Below are 19,305 nucleotides of genomic sequence, written 5' to 3'. Positions count from 1 at the left end.
CGAAGCTACCTGGATTCGATGCGCTGCCGCCGGTTCCCGTGCACTGCTTCTTTTTCGCCGTGGTGCCGGATCCGGCCACGGCTGTGCGCATGTCGCAAGTGCGCTGTCGTTTTCAGCGCATCCGGACCGGGCGCGTGCAGTGTCTCGTCGTTGCCCGGACGCCGGCTCAGTCCCGATCGTCACCGCGATAACGAAGGTGTATCAGCGGATAAGGTCGCCCTTGTCCATCCAGCGCCGATCGCCCGCAGCGCTCGAATCCGAGCCGTTCATAGAATCGCGCCGCCGCCTCGTTCTGTTCGTTGACGTCGGTCGACAGGCCGGGGTGGCGCTTGAGCGCTTCTTCGACCAGTCGCCGCCCGACCCCCGCGCCATGGTGGGCGGGATCGACGAACAGCGCCTCCATGTGGCTGCCGTCGAGCAGCATGAAGCCGATCGGACGATCGGTCTCGTCGACGGCCAGATCGAGCGGTGCGCCCGGCAGAAACGCGACGACTTCGGATTCGATCGAACGACGATCGTCGTCGCTCAGGAAGTGATGCGTGGCATCGACTGCGGTGCGCCAGATGTCCAGCACGCGTGTGCCGTCGGCCTCGGTGGATCGGCGAATTCTGATCATGGTTTGATGGGTGATGATGCGGCGCTCGGCGGGTAGCCGGCGCCGTGATGAATCGAACGCATCGCGCGCAAGGTGACGCGCAAGCGGCAGTGGTGTGTCAGGCGGATGGTGGACGCGCGTTGCCCAGCATCGCCGCCCGCTCGAGCGCCCGTTGCGCGACGTCGCGCACGCCGGCGCTCATCGGCAAATCGTCGCGGTCGAGTTCGGCGATGCCGAACCAGCGCGCGTCGAGCGCGTCGTCGCCGGCGGCCGGCGTGCCGCGCAACCATCTGCACAGCACGGCGACCATGATGAAATGCTCGCGCACGGCGCCGTGTGCATCGTAATCGAACGCGTCCAGCGCGGTAAAGGCGTCGAGCGCCTCGACGTCGATCGTCGTCTCTTCCGCGATCTCGCGCACGACCGCATCCGCGAGCGGCTCGCCGGGCTCGATCTTGCCGCCGGGGAAGCCCCAGCAGCCTGCATCGGGCGGATTCGCGCGGCGCACGAGCAGCACGTCGCGCTCGCGCAGCACGATGCCGATCACGGCGGGAACGGGGCGCAAGGAAGCAGCGTTGCCTGTTGCGGAGGTGCCGGTTACGGACATGGTCGCGCCTACCTGTCGGCGCGATCGAGCGCGTGGGTGGGCACGCGGCTCATCGCGCGTCCCCGGTACGCTGTTCGATCGCACGGATCACGGCGACCATGTCGGCCGCGCCATGTCCAGCCTGCTCGGTTTCGCCGTAAAGCGCATGGCAGATGTCGAGCAGCGGCGAAGCGATGCCGATGCCGCGTGCCGATTCGGCGACGAGGCGCGCGTTCTTCAGCACGTCGGTGATCGCGGCCTGTACCGAGAAATCTTCCGCGACGAGCTTGCCGAGCTTCACGCGCGACACGTCGCTGGCCATCGGGCCCGCGTTCAGCACGTCGGCGAAGCGCGCGAGGTCGATACCGTGGCGTTGCGCGAAATGCGTGGCTTCGGCGAGACCGGTGACCATCGTGATCAGGAACAGGTTGACGGCGAGCTTCATCGTCAGCGCCGACGGCACGTCGCCGCATACGAAGCTGTCGCGGCACAGCGGTTTCACGAGCGCGCGCACCGCATCGACGTCGTCCGGTGCACCGGCCAGCATCACGACGAGCTGGCCAGCTTCGGCCGGCTTGCGCGAGCCCGACACGGGCGCCTCGACGTAGCGGCCCGACGCGGCGGCGATTTCATCGGCGAGCGCGCGCGAGTATTCGGGCGCATTCGTGCCCATGTTGACGATCGTGCGGCCGCCGACGCGAGCGGCAAAACCGGGCATGCCGCGCGCGAGGACGGCATCGATTGCCGCGTCGTTCGCGAGCATCAGGATCACGGTGCGGCAGGTCGCGAATACGTCGTCGACGTCCTCGGCGACGTGTGCGCCGGCGGCGCGAAGTGCGTCGTCGCTGCCGTGCGAACGGCTCCATGCGACGAGCGGCGTGCCGGCCCGCGCAAGATTGAGCGCCATCGGCGTGCCCATCACGCCGAGGCCGATGAATCCGACTGCCGTCTGCATGTCCTGGCTCCCACGGTGGGTGAAGACGATCGTGGGCGCCAGTATCGCAGCGTTTGCGCATGCCTGCATCCCGCTCGTACGACCGCGGTAGCCGCATGACGGGCGCTAGGCGATGCCCGCCAGATACGGCCACGGATAGATGCCGCGCGCGTGGCCGTCGCCGAACATGAAGCGGATGCCGTAGCCGGCCGGTTCCACGCCTTCCAGCGTCAGGTCGGGCCGTGCATCGACGCGACCGCCGTCACGCCGGATCCGTCGGCATTCCGCGCACGGGCAATCGCCGCGCAATTGCGCGTAGCCGATGCGCTGCGTGTTGCCGTCCGGCCAGCGCAGCGTCAACGCGCGTGACGGATGATCGAGTGCGATTTCGGTCGGCGCGCTCATCGCGGAGCGTCGCCGATTTGGCCGATCGCGATCCGCACGGCCTTGCGGACTTCGGGGTCGCGATCTTCGAGCGCGTCGTTCAGCGCCGGCAGTGTTGCACGGTCGCGCAATTCGCCGAGCGCAAGCGCGGCTTCCTTGCGCAGATTGCTGATCGCATGCGAGAGCAGTGCGACGACGGCCGGCGCCGCAGCCGCATCGCGCAACTGTCCGAGCGCGCGCGCGGCACGCAGGCGCACCTGCCAATATTCGTCGTCGAGCGCGGCGACGAGCGGCTCGCGTGCCGTCGGCACGCGCAGCTTGCCGAGCGTCGTGGCGGCTTCCTCGCGCACCTGCCATGCGCGGTCGCGCAGCGCGGCGAGCAGCGCGTCGACGACGGTCGCATCGTCGGCGGCCGCGAAGCCGATCGAGCCGACCGCGGAACGTCGCACGTCCGCATCGGTGTCGGCCGTCGCGATGCGCGCGAGCGGCGCCAGGGCGCGCGCATCCTTGAGCCAGCCGAGCACCGCAACGGCTTCGGCGCGCACGGCCGGCAGCTCCGCATCGAGCGCGCGCAGCGCGGGTGCGAACGCGCCGGGGTCGCGCAACTCGCGCATTCCCCGCAGCACGGCACGGCGCACGAACGGCTCGGGCCGGTCGGCCCAGCGGCCCAGCACGGTACCCGATGCCGCGTCCTTCAGTTCGGACAAGCTCTGTGCGGCGGCGGCGCGCACGTCTTCATCGGGATCGAGCAGCGCGCCGCACAGTGCGTCGACGACATCGGGCTGTTCCCATGCACCAAGTACACGGGCGGCTTCGCCGCGCACGTCGGCCGACGGGTCGGTGCGCAGCACGGCAACGAACGACGGCACGAGTTCGGGATCTTCGAGATCCGCGAGTTCGAACAGCGCGACGCGGCGCACGGACGCGTCGGGCGCGGCGAGGCGGGCGACGGGCGCGGCCTGGTCGTGCCCGTATGCGCCGGGTAGCGGGGAAGCGAAGGAGGAGTCGGTCATGAGCGAGGGAGAAGGGCGCTGACGCACGCAGTCAGCGCAGCAGGTAAGGGATGTCGACCTTGACCGCGCCGGTCGGGCAGTCGCGTTCGCACGGCATGCAGTACCAGCATTCGTCGAACTGCATGTAGGCCTTGCCCTTGGTGACGTCGATCGCGAGCAGGTCGAGCGGACACACGTCGACGCACACGGTGCAGCCCTTGTCGGCGATGCACAACGACTCGTCGATCGTCACGGGCGCGCTGCTGCGCTGGAAGATGTCGTGCAGGGTATGGGGCATGGCAAGGTTCCTCAAAGGGCGGCCGCGAGCGCGGCCGGTTCGCGAATGCGCAACTGCGCGTAGGCGCCGCGTTCGTCGTCGGCAAGCGGCACGACGTACGGTTCGACCGGCCGTTTTTCGCTGCGCATCGCGCCCGCGGCATCCTTGCGCAGCCACGTGTGGCAGAACCATTCGGCGTCGTTGCGGTGCGGAAAGTCGACGCGATGGTGGTACAGCCCCCATCGGCTTTCAGTGCGGAACAGCGACGCGCGCGCGGCCATTTCGGCACAGTCGCGGATCGCGCGTACTTCGGCCGCGCGCATCAGTTCGTGCGGGTTGTCGGCCTTTATTTTTTCGATATCCTCAGTAATTTCGTCAAAACGCTGCAGCCCGATTTCCATCTTGCGCGTCACCTTCGGCGGTTGCAGGTAGTCGTTCACCATGCGGCGCAGCTTGTACTCGACCTGCGCCGGCGCCAGGCCGCGCTCGCGCAGCAACGGCGCGAGCACGCGGGTGCGCTCGGCGTCGACCTGTGCGTCGTCCACCGGGGCGTGTTCGCGGCCGGCCACGTAATCGGCCGCGTTCTGCCCGGCGAACCAGCCGTACGTGAACGCACCGAGCATGTAGTTGTGCGGGACGGCCGCCATGTCGCCGGCGGCGTAGAGCCCCGGCACCGTCGTCTCCGCGCGTGCATTCACGTACACGCCCGATGCGCTGTGGCCGCTGCAGAAGCCGATCTCGGAAATGTGCATCTCGACCATCTGGCTGCGGTAGTCGGTGCCGCGCCCGGCATGGAAGCGGCCGCGGCTCGGCCGCTCGTTCGTATGCAGGATCTGCTCGATGGTCTGGATCGTTTCCTCCGCGAGATGGTCGAGCTTCAGGAATACGGGGCCGTTGCCGCTCTGCAGTTCCTGGTAGAACTCCCACATCATCTGGCCGCTCCAGTAGTCGCATTCGATGAAGCGCTCGCCCTTGCCGTTCGCGGTGAAGCCGCCGAGCGGGCCCGTCACGTACGCGCATGCGGGGCCGTTGTAGTCCTTGATCAGCGGGTTGATCTGGAAGCACTCGAGATTCGCGAGCGCGGCGCCCGCGTGATAGGCCATCGCGTAGCCGTCTCCCGCGTTGGTCGGGTTCTCGTAGGTGCCCATCAGGTAGCCCGACGCCGGCAAGCCGAGACGGCCGGCGGCGCCGCAACAGAGGATCACGGCCTTCGCGCGGATCACGTGAAACTCGGCGGTGCGGCAGTCGAAGCCGAGCACGCCGCTCGCGCGGCCCTGCGTATCGGTCAGCACCCGCGTCGCGACGATCCGGTTCGTGATCGCGATGCGCGCGCGCTTCAGTTGCCGATACAGCACCTTCTTGATGTCGTGTCCTTCCGGCATCGGCAGCACGTACGAGCCCATGTGATGGACCTTCTTCACCGCGTAGTCGCCGGTGCCGTCCTTCTCGAACTTCACGCCCCAGCGGTCGAGCTGCTCGATCGTCGCGAAGCTGTGCGTCGCATACGCGTACACGGCTTCCTGGTCGACGATGCCGTCGTTGGCGATCGTGATCTCGCGCGTGTACTGCTCGGGCGTCGCATGACCGGGGATCACCGCGTTGTTCAGGCCGTCCATCCCCATCGAGATCGCGCCGCTGCGCTTCACGTTGGCTTTCTCGAGCAGCAGCACGCGCAGGGACGGGTCGCGCTCCTTCGCCTTGATCGCCGCCATCGGGCCGGCCGTGCCGCCGCCGACCACGACGACGTCGTATTCATGAACCTGGGTCGTCATTGCTGTTTCCTTGCAGATTTGCGTGCCTTTTGCCGGTCGATGCGCAGCCGGTACTGGAATGCGTCGCCGCGGAAGTAGAGGTATTCGTAGTCGATCGGGGCACCTGACGCGTCGTGCGTGAGGCGCTCGATGCGCAGCACGGGGCTGCTTTCCTCGACGTGCAGCGCGTCGACGATCTCGTCGTCGGCGAGGATCGCGTCGATCGACACGTCGGCATGGCCGAGCGGGATGCCGCAGTCGTTTTCCAGCACGAGGAAGATGTCGCGGGTCGCGAGATCGGCGCCCGCGAGGCGCTTGCCGAGCGCTTCGGGCACCCAGGTCTGTTCGAGCGACACCGGTTCGCGGTTCAGCAGCCGCACGCGGTGGATCTCGACGAGCGGCGCGCCCTCCGGCACGTTCAGTTTCGTCGCGAGATGGCGGTCGGCCCTCACGGTGCGGAAGCTGCGCAGCTGGTTGACGATCTCGTAGCCCATCGACGACATCGCCTCGGCGAAGCCCTGCAGCGATGTCACGTTCTGGAACGCCTTCGGCTTCGACACGAACGTGCCCTTGCCGTGCAGCTTGAACAGCAGTCCTTCCTTCTGCAGGTCGCCGAGCGCCTGGCGCACCGTGATGCGGCTGACGTCGAACATCGTGCAGAGTTCGTGTTCGGACGGCATCCGGCTGTGCGGCGCGTAGGTGCCGTCGAGAATGCGCGCGCGCAGCGTGTCCTTGATCTGCACGTAGAGCGGGGCCGCCGACAGCGGCACGACGTTGGATGAGGTCATCGATCAACTTGTTATGACAAGATGATCCGAGTGTAGTCAGCACGGTCGCGCGGCCCAACCAACCATTTCCGATATCGAATTTCCGATTCCGGAAAAGCAGGGCGAGCGCGTGATCTGCCCCTTGCCGGCCTCGCGAATCGATCGACAATAAAAAATCGCCGGCCCCATCGGTCGAGCATGTCGATTTCCCGCCGGTCCGCCCGTCGTATCCATGTCGACCGGGCATTGCGCCGCACACGCGGCCTGCGCCCGGTTTCCGAGGAGAGGCGAAACGAACCAGGAGACGTCAAATGACGGATTCCCGATACCGCTGGGTGATCGTCGCCGCGGGCGGCCTGATGGGCTGCGTCGCGATCGGCGCGATGTTTTCGCTGCCGGTGTTCCTGCGCGCCATCGCGCGCGACACGGGCTGGTCGATGACCGGCATTTCCACTGCGATGACTCTGGGCTTCATCGCAATGGCTTTCGCGAGCATGGCGTGGGGCAGCCTGTCGGACCGGATCGGCACGCGGCCGGTCGTCGTCGCGGGCGCGGTGCTGCTGTCGGCGAGTCTCGCGCTGGCGAGCCGCGCGCCGTCGCTGCTGGTGTTCCAGCTGACCTTCGGCCTCGCCGTCGGCGGCGCGACGGCCGCGATATTCGCGCCGATGATGGCGTGCGTGACGGGCTGGTTCGACACGCATCGCAGCCTCGCGGTGTCGCTCGTGTCGGCCGGCATGGGGATGGCGCCGATGACGATGGCACCGCTCGCCGCGTGGCTCGTGTCGGTGCGCGACTGGCGCACGTCGATGCTGCTGATTGCCGCGCTGGCGGCCGTCGTGATGATTCCGGTGTCGCTGCTGGTGCGGCGGGCGCCCGCGCTCGGCCAGGCACCGGCGCCCGCCGCGCCTTCGCCCGCCGGCACGCCCGCGGCGATGTCGGTCGCGGACGCGCTGCGCTCGCCGCAGTTCATGATCCTGCTGCTGACCAATTTCTTCTGCTGCGCGACGCACTCGGGCCCGATCTTCCATACGGTCAGCTACGCGGTCACGTGCGGGATCCCGCTGATCGTCGCGGTGTCGATCTACAGCGTCGAAGGGCTCGCGGGCATGGGCGGCCGGATCGCGTTCGGGATTCTCGGCGACCGCCTCGGCGCGAAGCGCATGCTGGTGGCCGGGCTGCTCGCGCAGGCGCTCGGCGCGCTCGGCTATTACTTCGTGCGCTCGCTCGACGGGTTCTACGCGGTCGCGACGCTGTTCGGCTTCATCTACGCGGGCGTGATGCCGCTGTATTCGGTGCTGGCACGCGAGAACTTCCCGCTGAGGATGATGGGCACCGTGATCGGCGGCTGCGCGATGGCCGGCAGCCTCGGGATGGCCGCGGGCCCGGTCGCCGGCGGCCTGATCATCGATACGTTCGGCAGTTACGGCTGGCTGTACCTCGGTTCGTTCGCGATCGGCCTCGGTGCGTTCCTGATCGCGTCCATGTTCCGACCGTTCGCGAAACCGCGGGCGGAAACGGCGGCCGCGTGACGCGGCAACGCAAGCCGCGCGTCTGCCGTTGCGCGGTATCGGCGCGGCCCGACGCGCGTCGTCGCGAACAAAAAACAGGGCCCGATACCGCTTGCGTTTGCGACGGTCCGGACGGCGCTCAGCCCGCTGCAGCGCAGCAGAGCGGCATTCGATGGCGATCGGCGTGCATGCGCTGCGATTCGGCCCCTAAAAACACAATATCGAGCATATATTCGAAGGGCCTGTCATAGCCGCGTCACCCTGCTAGAATTCGGCCTGCCGCATTGTTCCGATTGACTGATGAGATTGCTTGACGCCCTGGTCGAACAACGTATTGCCGCCGCCGCCGCGCGGGGCGAGTTCGACGATTTGCCGGGTACCGGCGCGCCGCAGGCGCTGGATGACGACCTGCTCGTGCCCGAGGAGGTGCGGGTGGCCAACCGTATCCTGAAGAACGCGGGCTTCGTGCCGCCGGCCGTCGAGCAATTGCGCGCGCTGCGCAACCTGCATGACGAAGTGCAGGCGGTCAGCGACCGTGCCGCGCGCTGCCGCCTGCAGGCCAAGATCCTCGCGCTCGACATGGCGCTCGAATCGCTGCGCGGCGGTCCGATGGTGATGCCGCGCGACTACTGCCGGCGCATCGCGGAGCGCCTGTGCGAGCGCGGGCTCGACGAAGCGCCCGCCGAAGCGGGGCCGATGTGACGTCCGGCGCGCTGCACGACGCAGCCCCGTCGGCAACCGCCCCGGCGGCCGAACCGGCCGCCGATTCTCCTGTTTCCGAAGCCGCGCCCGTGTCGGCGCGCGACCTGCATTTCATGCGGCTCGCGCAGGCCGCCGCCGAAGAGGCGCGCGCGGCCGGCGAAGTGCCGGTCGGCGCGGTGCTCGTGCGCGGCGACGAAGTGATCGCACGCGGCTTCAACCATCCGATCGGCGGGCACGACCCGTCGGCGCACGCGGAAATGGCTGCGCTGCGGATGGCCGCGCAGCATCTGCAGAACTACCGGATGCCCGGCTGCGAGCTATATGTGACGCTCGAGCCGTGCCTGATGTGCGCAGGCGCGATCATGCATGCGCGCATCGCGCGGGTCGTCTACGGCGCCGCCGACCCGAAGACGGGCGCGTGCGGCAGCGTGATCGACGCGTTCGCGAATCCGCAGCTCAACCACCACACCGAAGTGACGGGCGGCGTGCTTGCCGACGAGTGCGGCGCCGCGCTGAAGTCGTTCTTCGCCGAGCGCCGCCGCGCGCTGCGCGAAGCGCGGCTCGCCCGCGATGCCGAATCCGGCGCGTCATAAGCACACCGGCCCGGCATCACGCCGTGAACCGGAGACGGTTCAGACCCTCTAAGCAGGTTTGACGACCCGACACCTTTCGCCATGTCCTTCCAGCCCGCCGCGTCCTACACCATCCGCCTGCTGGCGCCGTCCGGCTATCCGCACGACCCGGACGCGATCAACCGCGCGCTCGAGCGCCTCAGCACCGCGCAGCACCGCATCGAGAACATCGAGGCGACGCAGCGACGCTTCCAGCGCTTCGGCGGCACCGACGGCGAGCGGGCAGGCGACCTGAACCGCCTCGCCGATCCCGAGCGGCCGCTGCCGGACATCGCGCTCGCGGTGCGCGGCGGCTACGGCGCCGCGCGGATCCTGCACGGGCTCGACTATCGCGGGCTCGAACGCAGGCTGCGCGACCAGCCGGTCGCGCTCGTCGGCCACAGCGACTTCACCGCGATCCAGCTCGCGCTGTACGCGAAGGCGCGCATCAAGACGTTCGGCGGCCCGATGCTGTCTGCCGACTTCGGTGCGGAAACGCCGAGCGATTTCACGATGCAGCACTTCTGGCAGACGCTGACGCAGCCGGGCACGACGATCGTCACCGAGGCGCCGCAGGTGCAGACCGTGAACGTGACGGGCACGCTGTGGGGCGGCAACCTCGCGATCCTGACGTCGCTGATCGGTACGCCGTACATGCCCGACATCGAGGGCGGCATCCTGTTCATCGAGGACGTCAACGAGCAGCCGTTCCGGATCGAGCGGATGATCTATCAGCTGCACCTGTCGGGGCTGCTCGCGCGCCAGCAGGCGCTCGTGCTCGGCCAGTTCACCGGCGCGCGGCCGTTCGAGTACGACAACGGCTACGACATGCAGGCGATGATCGAGCAGGTCCGCGCGACGATCGGGATCCCGGTCGTCACGGGGCTCCAGTTCGGCCATGTGCCCGACCTGCTGACGCTGCCGTTCGGTGCGCAGGCGCAACTGGTCGCGAATGCACACGGCTTCCGGCTGACACTGTCGGACTATCCGCATCTCGGCTGATGCCGGCGCGATCGATCGAAAGGCGGGCTTCCCGCCTTTTTCTTTAGGTAAATGCGCAACTAACGGTCGAAGATTTTCATCGGCATGAGACCGGTCGTTGCCAGGCTGTGCACCATTTTTGTCAACAAAAAAGCCGGGCGGGTATACGACGAGAAGGGCCTCTGTCCTGCCTGTAACGCTTGTCGTGCATGGAAGACGCGCATCCTGCACCGAGCATGGTCATATCGATGCACGATGGTTGTGCGCAATCCCGTAAAAGAATTGTTGACAATATTTATGTCCGACCTAGGATGAGGACCATCACACGATGCAGATCATGAACGAGCCCGATTCCCATCCGTCCGGCGCAGCCGGTCCCGAAGCGATCGCCGAGCGGATCCGCACCGCGATCCTCGAGCATCGGCTCGCGCCCGGCGCGAAGCTGACGGAGGCGCAACTCTGCGACGTGTTCGACGTGAAGCGCGGGACGATTCGCCAGGCGCTCGCGCAGCTCGCTACCGACAAGCTGGTCGACCTCGAGCCGAACCGCGGCGCGTTCGTCGCGAGCCCGACGCTGCAGGACGTGCACGAGGTGTTCGAGATGCGCCGGATCATCGAGCTTGCGGTGGTCGAGCGGCTTGCAACCGGGCCCGGCGCGAAGCGGCTGAAGGGCGTCGCGGCGCTGATCGACAAGGAACGCAGGGCGTTCGAGCGGCACGACTTCGCGGCGTGGATCCGGCTGTCGGGCGAATTCCATACGGCGCTCGCGACGCTGATGGGCAATGCGACGCTCAGCGAGTGCCTCGAAGGGCTCGTCGCACGCTCGACGCTGATGTCGGCGCTGTACGAATCGCACGGGCGCAGCCCGTGCTCGTGCGACGACCACGACGAGATCCTCGCCGCGCTGGAGGCGGGCGATCCGAAGCAGGCGGTGACGCTGATGGCGCGCCACCTGCAGCATGTCGAACTGAAGATGCTGGACCGGCCCGCACAAGGGCAGGTCGATTTGCGCGAAGTGTTCGGCGGCGCCTGAGCGGCGACGCGAACCCGGCCGCGCGCCACAGAACGAGCGAAATGCAGGCCCGCGGCATGTGCCGCGGGCCGCTGGTCCGACTCCGGGCGACGATCCGGAGCGATATCGATGACGGTGGAGCGGCCGTCCGGCCGCGTCAAGGAGAAGTCATGGCTCAGTTCAGTGTGGCGCACGAGAGCGCCTATCCGGCGGAAGAAGGCGGCGAGGGCGGCGACCCGACGCTGCCGAATGGTTACAGCGAACGTCTGTACAACGAAGATTTGGCACCCCTGAAGAATCAGACATGGGGTTCGTACAACATCTTCGCGTTCTGGATGTCGGACGTGCACAGCGTCGGCGGCTACGTGTTCGCGGGCAGCCTGTTCGCGCTCGGGTTGACGAGCTGGCAGGTGCTGATCGCGCTGATCGTCGGCATCGGCCTCGTGAACGCGCTGTGCAACCTGATCGCACGACCGAGCCAGCAGATCGGCGTGCCGTATCCGGTCGCCTGCCGCGCGACGTTCGGCGTGCTCGGCGCGAACGTGCCGGCCGTGATCCGCGGATTGATCGCGATCGCGTGGTACGGCATCCAGACCTATCTCGCGTCCAGCGCGCTCGTGATCGTCGTGCTGAAGTTCTTCCCGCAATGGCTGCCGTACGCGGACGTCCATCGCTACGGCTTCCTCGGGCTCTCGGCGGTCGGCTGGGCCGGCTTCATGCTGCTGTGGGTGCTGCAGGCGTTCGTGTTCTGGAACGGGATGGAGACGATCAAGAAGTTCATCGACTTCGCGGGGCCTGCCGTCTACGTCGTGATGTTCATCCTCGCCGGCTACATGGTGTGGCGCGCGGGCTGGCGCAACATCGGCATCAACCTCGGCGGCGTCAAGTATCACGGCGCGGAAGTGATCCCGGTGATGATCACGGCCGTGTCGCTGGTCGTGTCGTACTTCTCCGGGCCGATGCTGAACTTCGGCGACTTCTCGCGCTACTGCCGCTCGTTCGGCGACGTGAAGCGCGGCAATTTCTGGGGACTGCCCGTCAACTTCCTCGCGTTCTCGCTCGTCACGGTGATCACCACCGCCGCGACGCTGCCGGTGTTCGGCGAACTCATCACCGACCCGGTCGCGACGGTCGGCCGCATTGACCATCCGACCGCGGTGATCCTCGGCGCGCTGACGTTTACGATCGCGACGATCGGCATCAACATCGTCGCGAACTTCGTGTCGCCCGCGTTCGACTTCTCGAACGTCGCGCCGCGCCTGATCAGCTGGCGCGCGGGCGGGATGCTCGCGGCCGTCGCGTCGATCTTCATCACGCCTTGGAACCTGTTCAACAACCCGGCCGTGATCCACTACACGCTCGACGTGCTCGGCGCGTTCATCGGCCCGCTGTACGGCGTGCTGATCGCCGACTTCTACCTCGTCAAGCGCGGCCGGCTCGTCCGCGACGATCTGTACACGATGTCGGAAAGCGGCACGTACTGGTACACGGGCGGCGTGAACCGCCGCGCGCTCGCCGCGCTGCTGCCGGCCGCGGTGATCGCGGTCGTGTGCGTGATGGTGCCGGGCTGGCAGGGCGTCGCGAACTTCTCGTGGTTCATCGGCGCGGGGCTCGGCTTCGTGTTCTACCGGCTGCTCGCGAGCACGAAGGCATGAGGAGCCTGCGATGAAGATCCGACTGATCAATCCGAACACGACGCAGCGGATGACCGACGCAATGGGCCGCTGCGCACGCGAGGTCGCGGCCGCAGGCACGGAGATCGTCGCGGTGAGCCCGCCGATGGGGCCGCCGTCGATCGAAGGGTATTACGACGAGGCGTTCGCGACGCCGGGCCTGCTCGCCGAGATCGCGCAGGGCGAGCGCGACGGCTGCGATGCGTATGTGATCGCGTGCTTCGGCGATCCGGGCCTGTACGCGGCGCGCGAGCTCGCGCGCGGGCCGGTGATCGGCATCGCCGAGGCCGCGATGCACGCGGCGAGCGTGCTCGCGCCGGGCTTCTCGGTCGTCACGACGCTCGCGCGCACCTGCGGGATGGCGTGGCACCTCGCGGAGCGCTACGGGATGAAGCGTTTCTGCCGCAACGTGCGCGCGACCGACGTTGCGGTGCTCGAACTCGACCGGCCGGGTTCGGCCGCGCGCCGGATCATCGTCGACGAATGCCGGCGCGCGCTCGACGAGGACGGCGCAGACGCGATCGTGCTCGGCTGCGCGGGGATGGCCGAGTTCGCGCACGAGATCGAGCAGCAGATCGGCGCGCCGGTGGTCGAGGGCGTCACGACGGCCGTCAAATGGGCCGAGGCGCTCGTCGCGCTGCGCCTCGCGACCGCGAAACGCGGCGATTTCGCGCGGCCGCTGGCGAAACGCTACGACGGAGCATTCGCCCGCTTCAGCCCGCCGGACGGGGATGCGGCGGAACCGGTCGCGAATTTGCCGCAACCGCACATACACACCGTCTGACACGCACTATCTGCGCCGCTGTATGGGCGCGTATGAACGTTTTCGCTACACTGGGCCGTCATCGCATCGGCTTGTGCGGCCGGCCTCCGGGTGCCGCGCAGTCGATGCGAACCCATTATTTCAGCCCGCTTCGCCGTACTTCGAACCCATGTCACTCGATCCCAACTATCCTCGCGACCTGATCGGCTACGGCCGCCATCCCGTTCAGGCGAACTGGCCGGGGCGCGCCCGCGTCGCCGTGCAATTCGTGCTGAACTACGAGGAGGGCGGCGAGAACTGCGTGCTGCACGGCGATCCGGGCTCCGAGCAGTTCCTGTCCGAAATCGTCGGCGCGGCCGCGTATCCGGACCGCCACATGAGCATGGAGTCGATCTACGAATACGGGTCGCGGGCCGGCGTGTGGCGCATCCTGCGCGAATTCGAGAAGCGCGGGATGCCGCTGACGGTATTCGGCGTCGGCATGGCGATCGAGCGTCATCCGGAGCTCGCACGCGCCTTCGTCGAGCTCGGCCATGAAATCGCGTGCCACGGCTGGCGCTGGATCCACTACCAGGGCATGACGCCGGAACTCGAGGCCGAGCACATGCGCCTCGGGATGGAAGCGATCGAGCGCGTGACGGGCGAGCGTCCGCTCGGCTGGTATACCGGCCGCGACAGCCCCAATACGCACCGCCTGGTCGCCGAATACGGCGGCTTCCTGTACGACTCCGACAACTACGGCGACGACCTGCCGTTCTGGATGGACGTCAAGGTGTCGGGCGGCGGCACGTCGCCGCAACTGATCGTCCCGTACACGCTCGACACGAACGACATGCGCTTCGCGACGCCGCAGGGCTTCAACACCGGCGATCACTTCTTCGACTACCTGCGCGACGCATTCGACGTGCTGTACGCGGAGGGCGACGAGGCGCCGAAGATGCTGTCGATCGGCATGCACTGCCGGCTGCTCGGCCGGCCGGGCCGGTTCCGCGGGCTGCAGCGTTTCCTCGATCACATCGAGAAGCACGATCGCGTATGGGTGACGCGCCGTGTCGATATCGCGCGTCACTGGCGTGAACATCATCCGTATCAGCCCAATCATCAAAACGAAGGGAAAGCATGAAGGCGATGCGCTACACGTTGGAACAACTGAACACGATGGCGCCGAGCGCATTTGTCGCGGCGCTGTCCGGGATCTTCGAACATTCGCCGTGGGTGGCCGAGGTCGCCGCGGGCCAGCGGCCGTTCGCGAGCATCGACGCGCTGCACGAGACGATGTCGGGTGCGGTGGAGGCGAGCGGCGAAGCGCGCCAGCTCGCACTGATCAACGCTCACCCGGAGCTGGCCGGCAAGGCCGCCGTGCGCGGCGAGCTGACGGCCGAGTCGACGCGCGAGCAGAGCGGCGCGGGCCTCGACCAGTGCACCCAGGAAGAGTTCGACAAGCTGCTGACGCTGAACCGCACGTATCGCGAGAAGTTCGGCTTCCCGTTCATCCTCGCGGTGCGCGGCTATGACCGTCACGGCATCATCGCGAACTTCGAGTCGCGCGTGAATCATTCGCGCGCCGAGGAGCTGCGTACGAGCCTCGACCAGATCTACCGGATCGCGCGCTTCCGCCTCGACGACCTGATCGACGCCTGACCCCGTACCATGGCCTGCTGCGTCGCGGCGGCCCGATCGCCTCACTGAAACAAGGAAACATCATGGCTGTTCCGCTTCTCGATCCCAACGCACCCGATTTCACGCGGCGCTACGTGAATCTTGCCGACCCGCGTCTCGGTGCGCAGGCGCTCGAGGCCAGCGACGATTTCTTCGCGCCGAAGGACCGGATGCTGAACCCCGAGCCGGCCGTCTTCATTCCCGGCAAGTACGACGACCACGGCAAGTGGATGGACGGCTGGGAAACGCGCCGCAAACGCACGACGGGCTACGACTGGTGCATCGTCAAGCTCGCGCGCCCGGGCGTGATCAAGGGCTTCGACATCGACACGAGCCACTTCACCGGCAACTTCCCGCCGGCCGCGTCGATCGAGGCCGCATTCGTGGCCGACGGCGCGCCGACGCATGCGACCGAGTGGGTCGAGATCGTCCCGTCGACGACGCTGCAGGGCAACAGCCATCACTACGTCGAGGCGAGCGATGCGCGTGCGTTCACGCACCTGCGCGTGAACATCTACCCGGACGGCGGCATTGCGCGCCTGCGCGTGTACGGCCAGCCGCAGCTCGACTGGGCCGGCGCGAGCGCGACCGAGCAGTTCGACCTCGCGGCGATGGAAAACGGCGGTTACGTCGTGGCTGCCAACAACCAGCACTTCGGCGTTGCGTCGAACCTGCTGCTGCCGGGCCGCGGCGTGAACATGGGCGACGGCTGGGAAACCCGCCGCCGCCGCGAACCGGGCAACGACTGGGCGATCATCGCGCTCGCGCAGCCGGGCGTGATCCGCAAGATCGAAGTCGATACCGCGTTCTTCAAGGGCAACTACCCGGACCGCTGCTCGATCCAGGCCGCCTACGTGTCGGGCGGCACGGACAGCTCGCTGATCACGCAGTCGATGTTCTGGCCGGTGCTGCTCGGCGAACAGAAGCTGCAGATGGACAAGCAGCACTATTTCGACCACGACATCGCGTCGCTCGGCCCTGTCACGCACGTGCGACTGAACATCATTCCGGACGGCGGCGTGTCGCGCCTGCGTCTGTGGGGGACGCTCGACAAATGAAGACGCTGGCCATCGAACCGTTGACCAAGGAAGCCTTCGCGCCGTTCGGCGACGTGATCGAAACGGACGGGGCGAAGCAGATCCCGATCAACCTCGGCACGACGATCCGCTTTCACGATCTCGCGAAAGTCGACGTGACGGATGAAGACGGCCGCACGCTCGTCAACCTGTTCCGCGGCCAGCCGCGCACGCTGCCGTTCGAAGTGAAGATGCTGGAGCGGCACCCGCTCGGCAGCCAGGCGTTCGTGCCGCTGAACGACCAGCCGTATCTCGTCGTCGTCGCGCCCGCGGGCGATCTCGATCCGGCGAAGATCCGCGCATTCGTGACGAGCGGCTGGCAGGGCGTCAACTACGCGAAGGGCGTGTGGCATCACCCGCTGATCGCGCTCGGCGGCGTCAGCGACTTCATCGTCGTCGATCGCGGCGGTGACGGCCTGAACCTGAACGAACAGGATCTGCAGGAATCGCTGTGGCTCACCGACGAAGCGCTGCATGCGCTGACGGCCTGAGTCGGCGGCGTACGCGCGACTGACCGGCTGTCTGCCTGTCTGCCGAAGCCCGCGCAAGGTGCGCGGGTTTTTTTATGTGCGGCCGCTTTCTGTCTGTCGACCCAGGTCGTCACGGCGTTGCGCGAACCGCCGCCGCGACGCCGGGGCGCGGCCTGCGCATGAGCTGCGCGTGCGCGTGTCAGGGCGCGACGGGCGGCTCCTGTTCATATGCGCGATGCAGCAGTGCCGCGAGCGACGACGAATCGGGCAGCGTCGCCGTGCCGAGCCGGCGCACGGCGATTCCCGGCGTCCACGAATTCATCACGACAGCGCCGCTCATCGACGGCAGGTCGGCCGGCGTAACTTCGCGATCGTGCTGCGTGATACCGAGGCGCGCCAGTTGCCGCCGCAGGATGCCCATTGTGACGCCGCCGAGCATGCCGGCCACCGGCCATACGACCGCGTCGCCGGTCCGGAACGCGACGTTCCAGATCGAGCCTTCGCTGATGCGCCCATGACGATCGACGAACGCCGCATCGTCGAAACCTTGCGCGACCGCGCGGCGCAGAAAGTGCGTCTTCGCGGCTTCGCCGACGTGCTTGATGTCCGGCAGCACGCGCTCGTGTTCGAACAGCGCGAGATCGAGCGGGCCGGCCGGCCCCGACGACGGCGCGGCAGTGCGCACCAGCACGTCGAGCGCTTCGTCGTCGCGCGGCGCGACGAATTCACCCGTCGTCGCATGCACGGTCGCGGTCAGCGACAGCGCCGACGGCGCACGATCGAGCGCGGCGCGCAGGAACGCGCGAATCCGCTCGTCGGGCAGCGCATGACCGAACAGCGCGTTCGACGCGCCGCGCAACCGTGCGAGGTGCAGGTCGAGCCCGCGCACGCGGCCGTCGCGTATCTGCATCGCGGTGAAATGCGCGTGGCCCGCGAATGCCAGCGCAGCGAGCGCATCGGGCGTGGCGGCCACGCCGTTGATCTGGGCGACGGACGGGAACGGTGCTGCGGTCATCGGCGAATCTCCAGGTTGGCCGCGGGCGCCGGGCGGCGCGCGGCATCTTCAAGAAGACCTATTGTTTGCCGATTGATGGTGTCGCGAAAAGCGAGTAGTTTTGGAGCGGTCATCAAATTCTTTTTGAAGGTCGATGGAACGCATGTGGCCCGGTACGCGCGCGCTGAGAACGTTCGATGCGGCGGCGCGGCACCTGAATTTTTCGCGGGCGGCCGACGAGGTCGGGCTGACGCCGGCAGCCGTCAGTCACCAGATCAAGGAGATCGAGGCGCAGCTCGGCATGGAATTGTTCGTCCGGACGAGCCGCAACATCCGGCTGACGCCGGCCGGCGCGGTGCTGGCTGCGGCCGCTGCCGATGCGCTGGCGGGCCTGCGGCACGCGACCGCACGGGCGCGACGGATCGCGCGCGAGCAGACGGAACTGCGCGTGTCGGTCGGCGCGCGCTTCGCGACGCACTGGCTGCTGCCGCGCCTGCCGCGCTTCAAGGCCGCGCATCCGGCACTCGAACTGACCTTCGACATCACCGACCGCTTGCGCGACTTCGACGGCGACGATGTCGATGTCGCGATCCGCTTCGGCACCGGGCGTTATCGCGACGCGTGCGCGCAGCGCCTGTTCGGCACGTCGGTCGTCGCGATCTGCAGCCCCGCGCGGTTGTCGGCCGGCCCGCCGTTGCGCAAGCCGCGCGACCTGTTGCGTCACACGCTTTGCCACGCCGACTGCGAAGTCGACGGCGTGACCTGGCCGCGCTGGTCGGCATGGATGGCCGCAGCCGGCATCGACGGTTTCGACGACAGCCGGTGTGTCGCGTTTCCGGATTCGAGCCACGTCGTGCAGGCCGTGATGGACGGGTCGACGGTCGGGCTGGCGGAGCCGCACATGATCGCGCGCGATCTTGCCGACGGGCGCCTCGTTCGGTTGTTCGACGTGAATGTCGAGGTGGCGCCGGGGCTCGCGTATCACGTCGTGTATCCGGTGTACACGCAGGATGATGCGCGCATCGTCGCATTGCGCGACTGGCTCGCGGACGAAGCGGCGATGGCGCACGCGTAGCCGTGGCAGCGCGCGTGCTATCGTGCGCGCATCACCACCGCGCGTTTGCCCGCTTCCGGGCACGTCCCTCCGATGAGCCAACCTGAAAACGACCTCGCGGTCCTGCTGCGCACGATGCGACCTGAACTGCATCCTGGCGCCTTCGCGTTCGTGTCGCTGCCGTCCGGCGCAAACGTAACGCTATCCGAAGTAATCGCGACGTTCCGCGAAGCGGAAGGGCTGACGGTCGTGGTCGACGAGGAAACGGCCGCACGCCACGCGTGGCCCGTGCTGTTCCGCGCCGCGTGGATCACGCTGACCGTGCATTCCGATCTCGCGGCCGTCGGGCTCACCGCTGCATTCGCGCGCGCACTCGGCGCGGCGGGCATCAGCTGCAACGTGATGGCCGCCGCGTACCACGATCACATCTTCGTACCGTTCGACGATGGTCCGCGCGCACTCGAGGCACTCGTCGCACTGCAGCGCGACGCGCTGCACGGCTAGCGCAAGAAGCGC

22 protein-coding genes are annotated in these 19,305 nt (G+C 67.7%); 13 read left to right on the top strand and 9 right to left on the bottom strand.

All coding sequences use genetic code 11. From position 1 onward, the window contains the following. Positions 1 to 166 precede the first annotated feature (166 nt). From DIE03_RS12195 to DIE03_RS12160, 8 genes are all read right to left on the bottom strand, one after another. Positions 167 to 616 (bottom strand): acetyltransferase, encoded by a 450-nt coding sequence (locus DIE03_RS12195; RefSeq protein WP_124450535.1) that lies wholly within the window; start codon positions 614 to 616, stop codon positions 167 to 169. Between the two features lie 97 nt (positions 617 to 713). Next, entirely contained in the window at positions 714 to 1,202 is a 489-nt protein-coding gene (locus DIE03_RS12190; RefSeq protein ID WP_124450534.1) for an NUDIX hydrolase, read from the bottom strand. A 49-nt stretch (positions 1,203 to 1,251) separates the two neighbouring features. After that, positions 1,252 to 2,136 carry an NAD(P)-dependent oxidoreductase gene (locus DIE03_RS12185; RefSeq protein WP_124450532.1) on the bottom strand — a complete coding sequence of 295 codons (885 nt, stop codon included), beginning with the start codon at positions 2,134 to 2,136 and terminating at the stop codon, positions 1,252 to 1,254. A gap of 105 nt (positions 2,137 to 2,241) precedes the next feature. Beyond that, a complete protein-coding gene (locus DIE03_RS12180; RefSeq protein WP_124450530.1) occupies positions 2,242 to 2,520 on the bottom strand; it encodes a DUF971 domain-containing protein in 279 nt (92 codons plus the stop codon). Beyond that, the gene (locus DIE03_RS12175; protein ID WP_124450528.1) at positions 2,517 to 3,512 is read right to left on the bottom strand and encodes a HEAT repeat domain-containing protein; all 996 of its coding nucleotides are present in this window, start codon (positions 3,510 to 3,512) and stop codon (positions 2,517 to 2,519) included. The genes DIE03_RS12180 and DIE03_RS12175 overlap by 4 nt, the downstream gene beginning before the upstream one ends. Before the next feature lie 31 nt (positions 3,513 to 3,543). Continuing rightward, positions 3,544 to 3,789 (bottom strand): ferredoxin family protein, encoded by a 246-nt coding sequence (locus DIE03_RS12170; RefSeq protein ID WP_124450526.1) that lies wholly within the window; start codon positions 3,787 to 3,789, stop codon positions 3,544 to 3,546. Between the two features lie 11 nt (positions 3,790 to 3,800). After that, positions 3,801 to 5,540 (bottom strand): fumarate reductase/succinate dehydrogenase flavoprotein subunit, encoded by a 1,740-nt coding sequence (locus DIE03_RS12165; protein ID WP_124450524.1) that lies wholly within the window; start codon positions 5,538 to 5,540, stop codon positions 3,801 to 3,803. Further along, positions 5,537 to 6,307, bottom strand: a complete 771-nt coding sequence (locus tag DIE03_RS12160) for a GntR family transcriptional regulator (protein WP_124450522.1) — start codon at positions 6,305 to 6,307, stop codon at positions 5,537 to 5,539. Before DIE03_RS12160 ends, DIE03_RS12165 begins: the two co-directional genes overlap by 4 nt. Positions 6,308 to 6,597: 290 nt before the next feature. Between DIE03_RS12160 and DIE03_RS12155 the strand changes: the two genes are divergently transcribed. From DIE03_RS12155 to DIE03_RS12105, 11 genes are all read left to right on the top strand, one after another. After that, positions 6,598 to 7,815 (top strand): MFS transporter, encoded by a 1,218-nt coding sequence (locus DIE03_RS12155; protein ID WP_124450520.1) that lies wholly within the window; start codon positions 6,598 to 6,600, stop codon positions 7,813 to 7,815. Positions 7,816 to 8,094: 279 nt separating this feature from the next. Next, positions 8,095 to 8,496 (top strand): DnaJ family domain-containing protein, encoded by a 402-nt coding sequence (locus tag DIE03_RS12150; protein WP_012328731.1) that lies wholly within the window; start codon positions 8,095 to 8,097, stop codon positions 8,494 to 8,496. Continuing rightward, positions 8,493 to 9,089, top strand: coding sequence for a tRNA adenosine(34) deaminase TadA (gene tadA / locus DIE03_RS12145; protein WP_124450518.1), 597 nt, complete (start codon positions 8,493 to 8,495; stop codon positions 9,087 to 9,089). The genes DIE03_RS12150 and tadA overlap by 4 nt, the downstream gene beginning before the upstream one ends. 81 nt (positions 9,090 to 9,170) lie before the next feature. Further along, a complete protein-coding gene (gene ldcA, locus DIE03_RS12140) occupies positions 9,171 to 10,109 on the top strand; it encodes a muramoyltetrapeptide carboxypeptidase (RefSeq protein WP_124450516.1) in 939 nt (312 codons plus the stop codon). A 307-nt stretch (positions 10,110 to 10,416) separates the two neighbouring features. Beyond that, on the top strand, positions 10,417 to 11,121 hold the full coding sequence (locus DIE03_RS12135; RefSeq protein WP_124450514.1) for a GntR family transcriptional regulator: 705 nt from the start codon (positions 10,417 to 10,419) through the stop codon (positions 11,119 to 11,121). Between the two features lie 149 nt (positions 11,122 to 11,270). Continuing rightward, positions 11,271 to 12,755: an NCS1 family nucleobase:cation symporter-1 gene (locus DIE03_RS12130; protein ID WP_124450512.1), complete on the top strand. Its 1,485-nt coding sequence runs from the start codon at positions 11,271 to 11,273 to the stop codon at positions 12,753 to 12,755. 10 nt (positions 12,756 to 12,765) lie between these two features. Then, the gene (locus DIE03_RS12125) at positions 12,766 to 13,557 is read left to right on the top strand and encodes an aspartate/glutamate racemase family protein (RefSeq protein ID WP_124450510.1); all 792 of its coding nucleotides are present in this window, start codon (positions 12,766 to 12,768) and stop codon (positions 13,555 to 13,557) included. A 148-nt stretch (positions 13,558 to 13,705) separates the two neighbouring features. Then, a complete protein-coding gene (gene puuE / locus DIE03_RS12120; RefSeq protein ID WP_124450508.1) occupies positions 13,706 to 14,659 on the top strand; it encodes an allantoinase PuuE in 954 nt (317 codons plus the stop codon). Continuing rightward, positions 14,656 to 15,177 carry a 2-oxo-4-hydroxy-4-carboxy-5-ureidoimidazoline decarboxylase gene (gene uraD / locus DIE03_RS12115; RefSeq protein ID WP_124450506.1) on the top strand — a complete coding sequence of 174 codons (522 nt, stop codon included), beginning with the start codon at positions 14,656 to 14,658 and terminating at the stop codon, positions 15,175 to 15,177. The genes puuE and uraD overlap by 4 nt, the downstream gene beginning before the upstream one ends. A gap of 62 nt (positions 15,178 to 15,239) precedes the next feature. Continuing rightward, the gene (gene alc / locus DIE03_RS12110; protein WP_031399325.1) at positions 15,240 to 16,253 is read left to right on the top strand and encodes an allantoicase; all 1,014 of its coding nucleotides are present in this window, start codon (positions 15,240 to 15,242) and stop codon (positions 16,251 to 16,253) included. Continuing rightward, positions 16,250 to 16,762 carry an ureidoglycolate lyase gene (locus DIE03_RS12105; RefSeq protein ID WP_124450504.1) on the top strand — a complete coding sequence of 171 codons (513 nt, stop codon included), beginning with the start codon at positions 16,250 to 16,252 and terminating at the stop codon, positions 16,760 to 16,762. Before alc ends, DIE03_RS12105 begins: the two co-directional genes overlap by 4 nt. A gap of 178 nt (positions 16,763 to 16,940) precedes the next feature. Here the strand turns inward: DIE03_RS12105 and DIE03_RS12100 are convergent, their stop codons facing one another. Beyond that, positions 16,941 to 17,756 (bottom strand): aminotransferase class IV family protein, encoded by an 816-nt coding sequence (locus DIE03_RS12100; RefSeq protein ID WP_124450502.1) that lies wholly within the window; start codon positions 17,754 to 17,756, stop codon positions 16,941 to 16,943. A 133-nt stretch (positions 17,757 to 17,889) separates the two neighbouring features. On the opposite strand from DIE03_RS12100, the gene DIE03_RS12095 reads away from it, so the two are divergent. Together DIE03_RS12095 and DIE03_RS12090 are read left to right on the top strand one after the other, a co-directional pair. Then, positions 17,890 to 18,810, top strand: coding sequence for a LysR substrate-binding domain-containing protein (locus tag DIE03_RS12095; RefSeq protein ID WP_124450500.1), 921 nt, complete (start codon positions 17,890 to 17,892; stop codon positions 18,808 to 18,810). 72 nt (positions 18,811 to 18,882) lie between these two features. Next, positions 18,883 to 19,293 carry an ACT domain-containing protein gene (locus tag DIE03_RS12090; RefSeq protein WP_124450498.1) on the top strand — a complete coding sequence of 137 codons (411 nt, stop codon included), beginning with the start codon at positions 18,883 to 18,885 and terminating at the stop codon, positions 19,291 to 19,293. Positions 19,294 to 19,305: the final 12 nt, after the last annotated feature.

The organism is Burkholderia sp. Bp8992, assembly GCF_003853705.1.
In the GTDB taxonomy this organism is placed as follows: domain Bacteria; phylum Pseudomonadota; class Gammaproteobacteria; order Burkholderiales; family Burkholderiaceae; genus Burkholderia.
The sequence above is the reverse complement of the archived record's forward strand: the minus strand, read 5'-3'. Positions and strand labels throughout refer to the sequence as shown.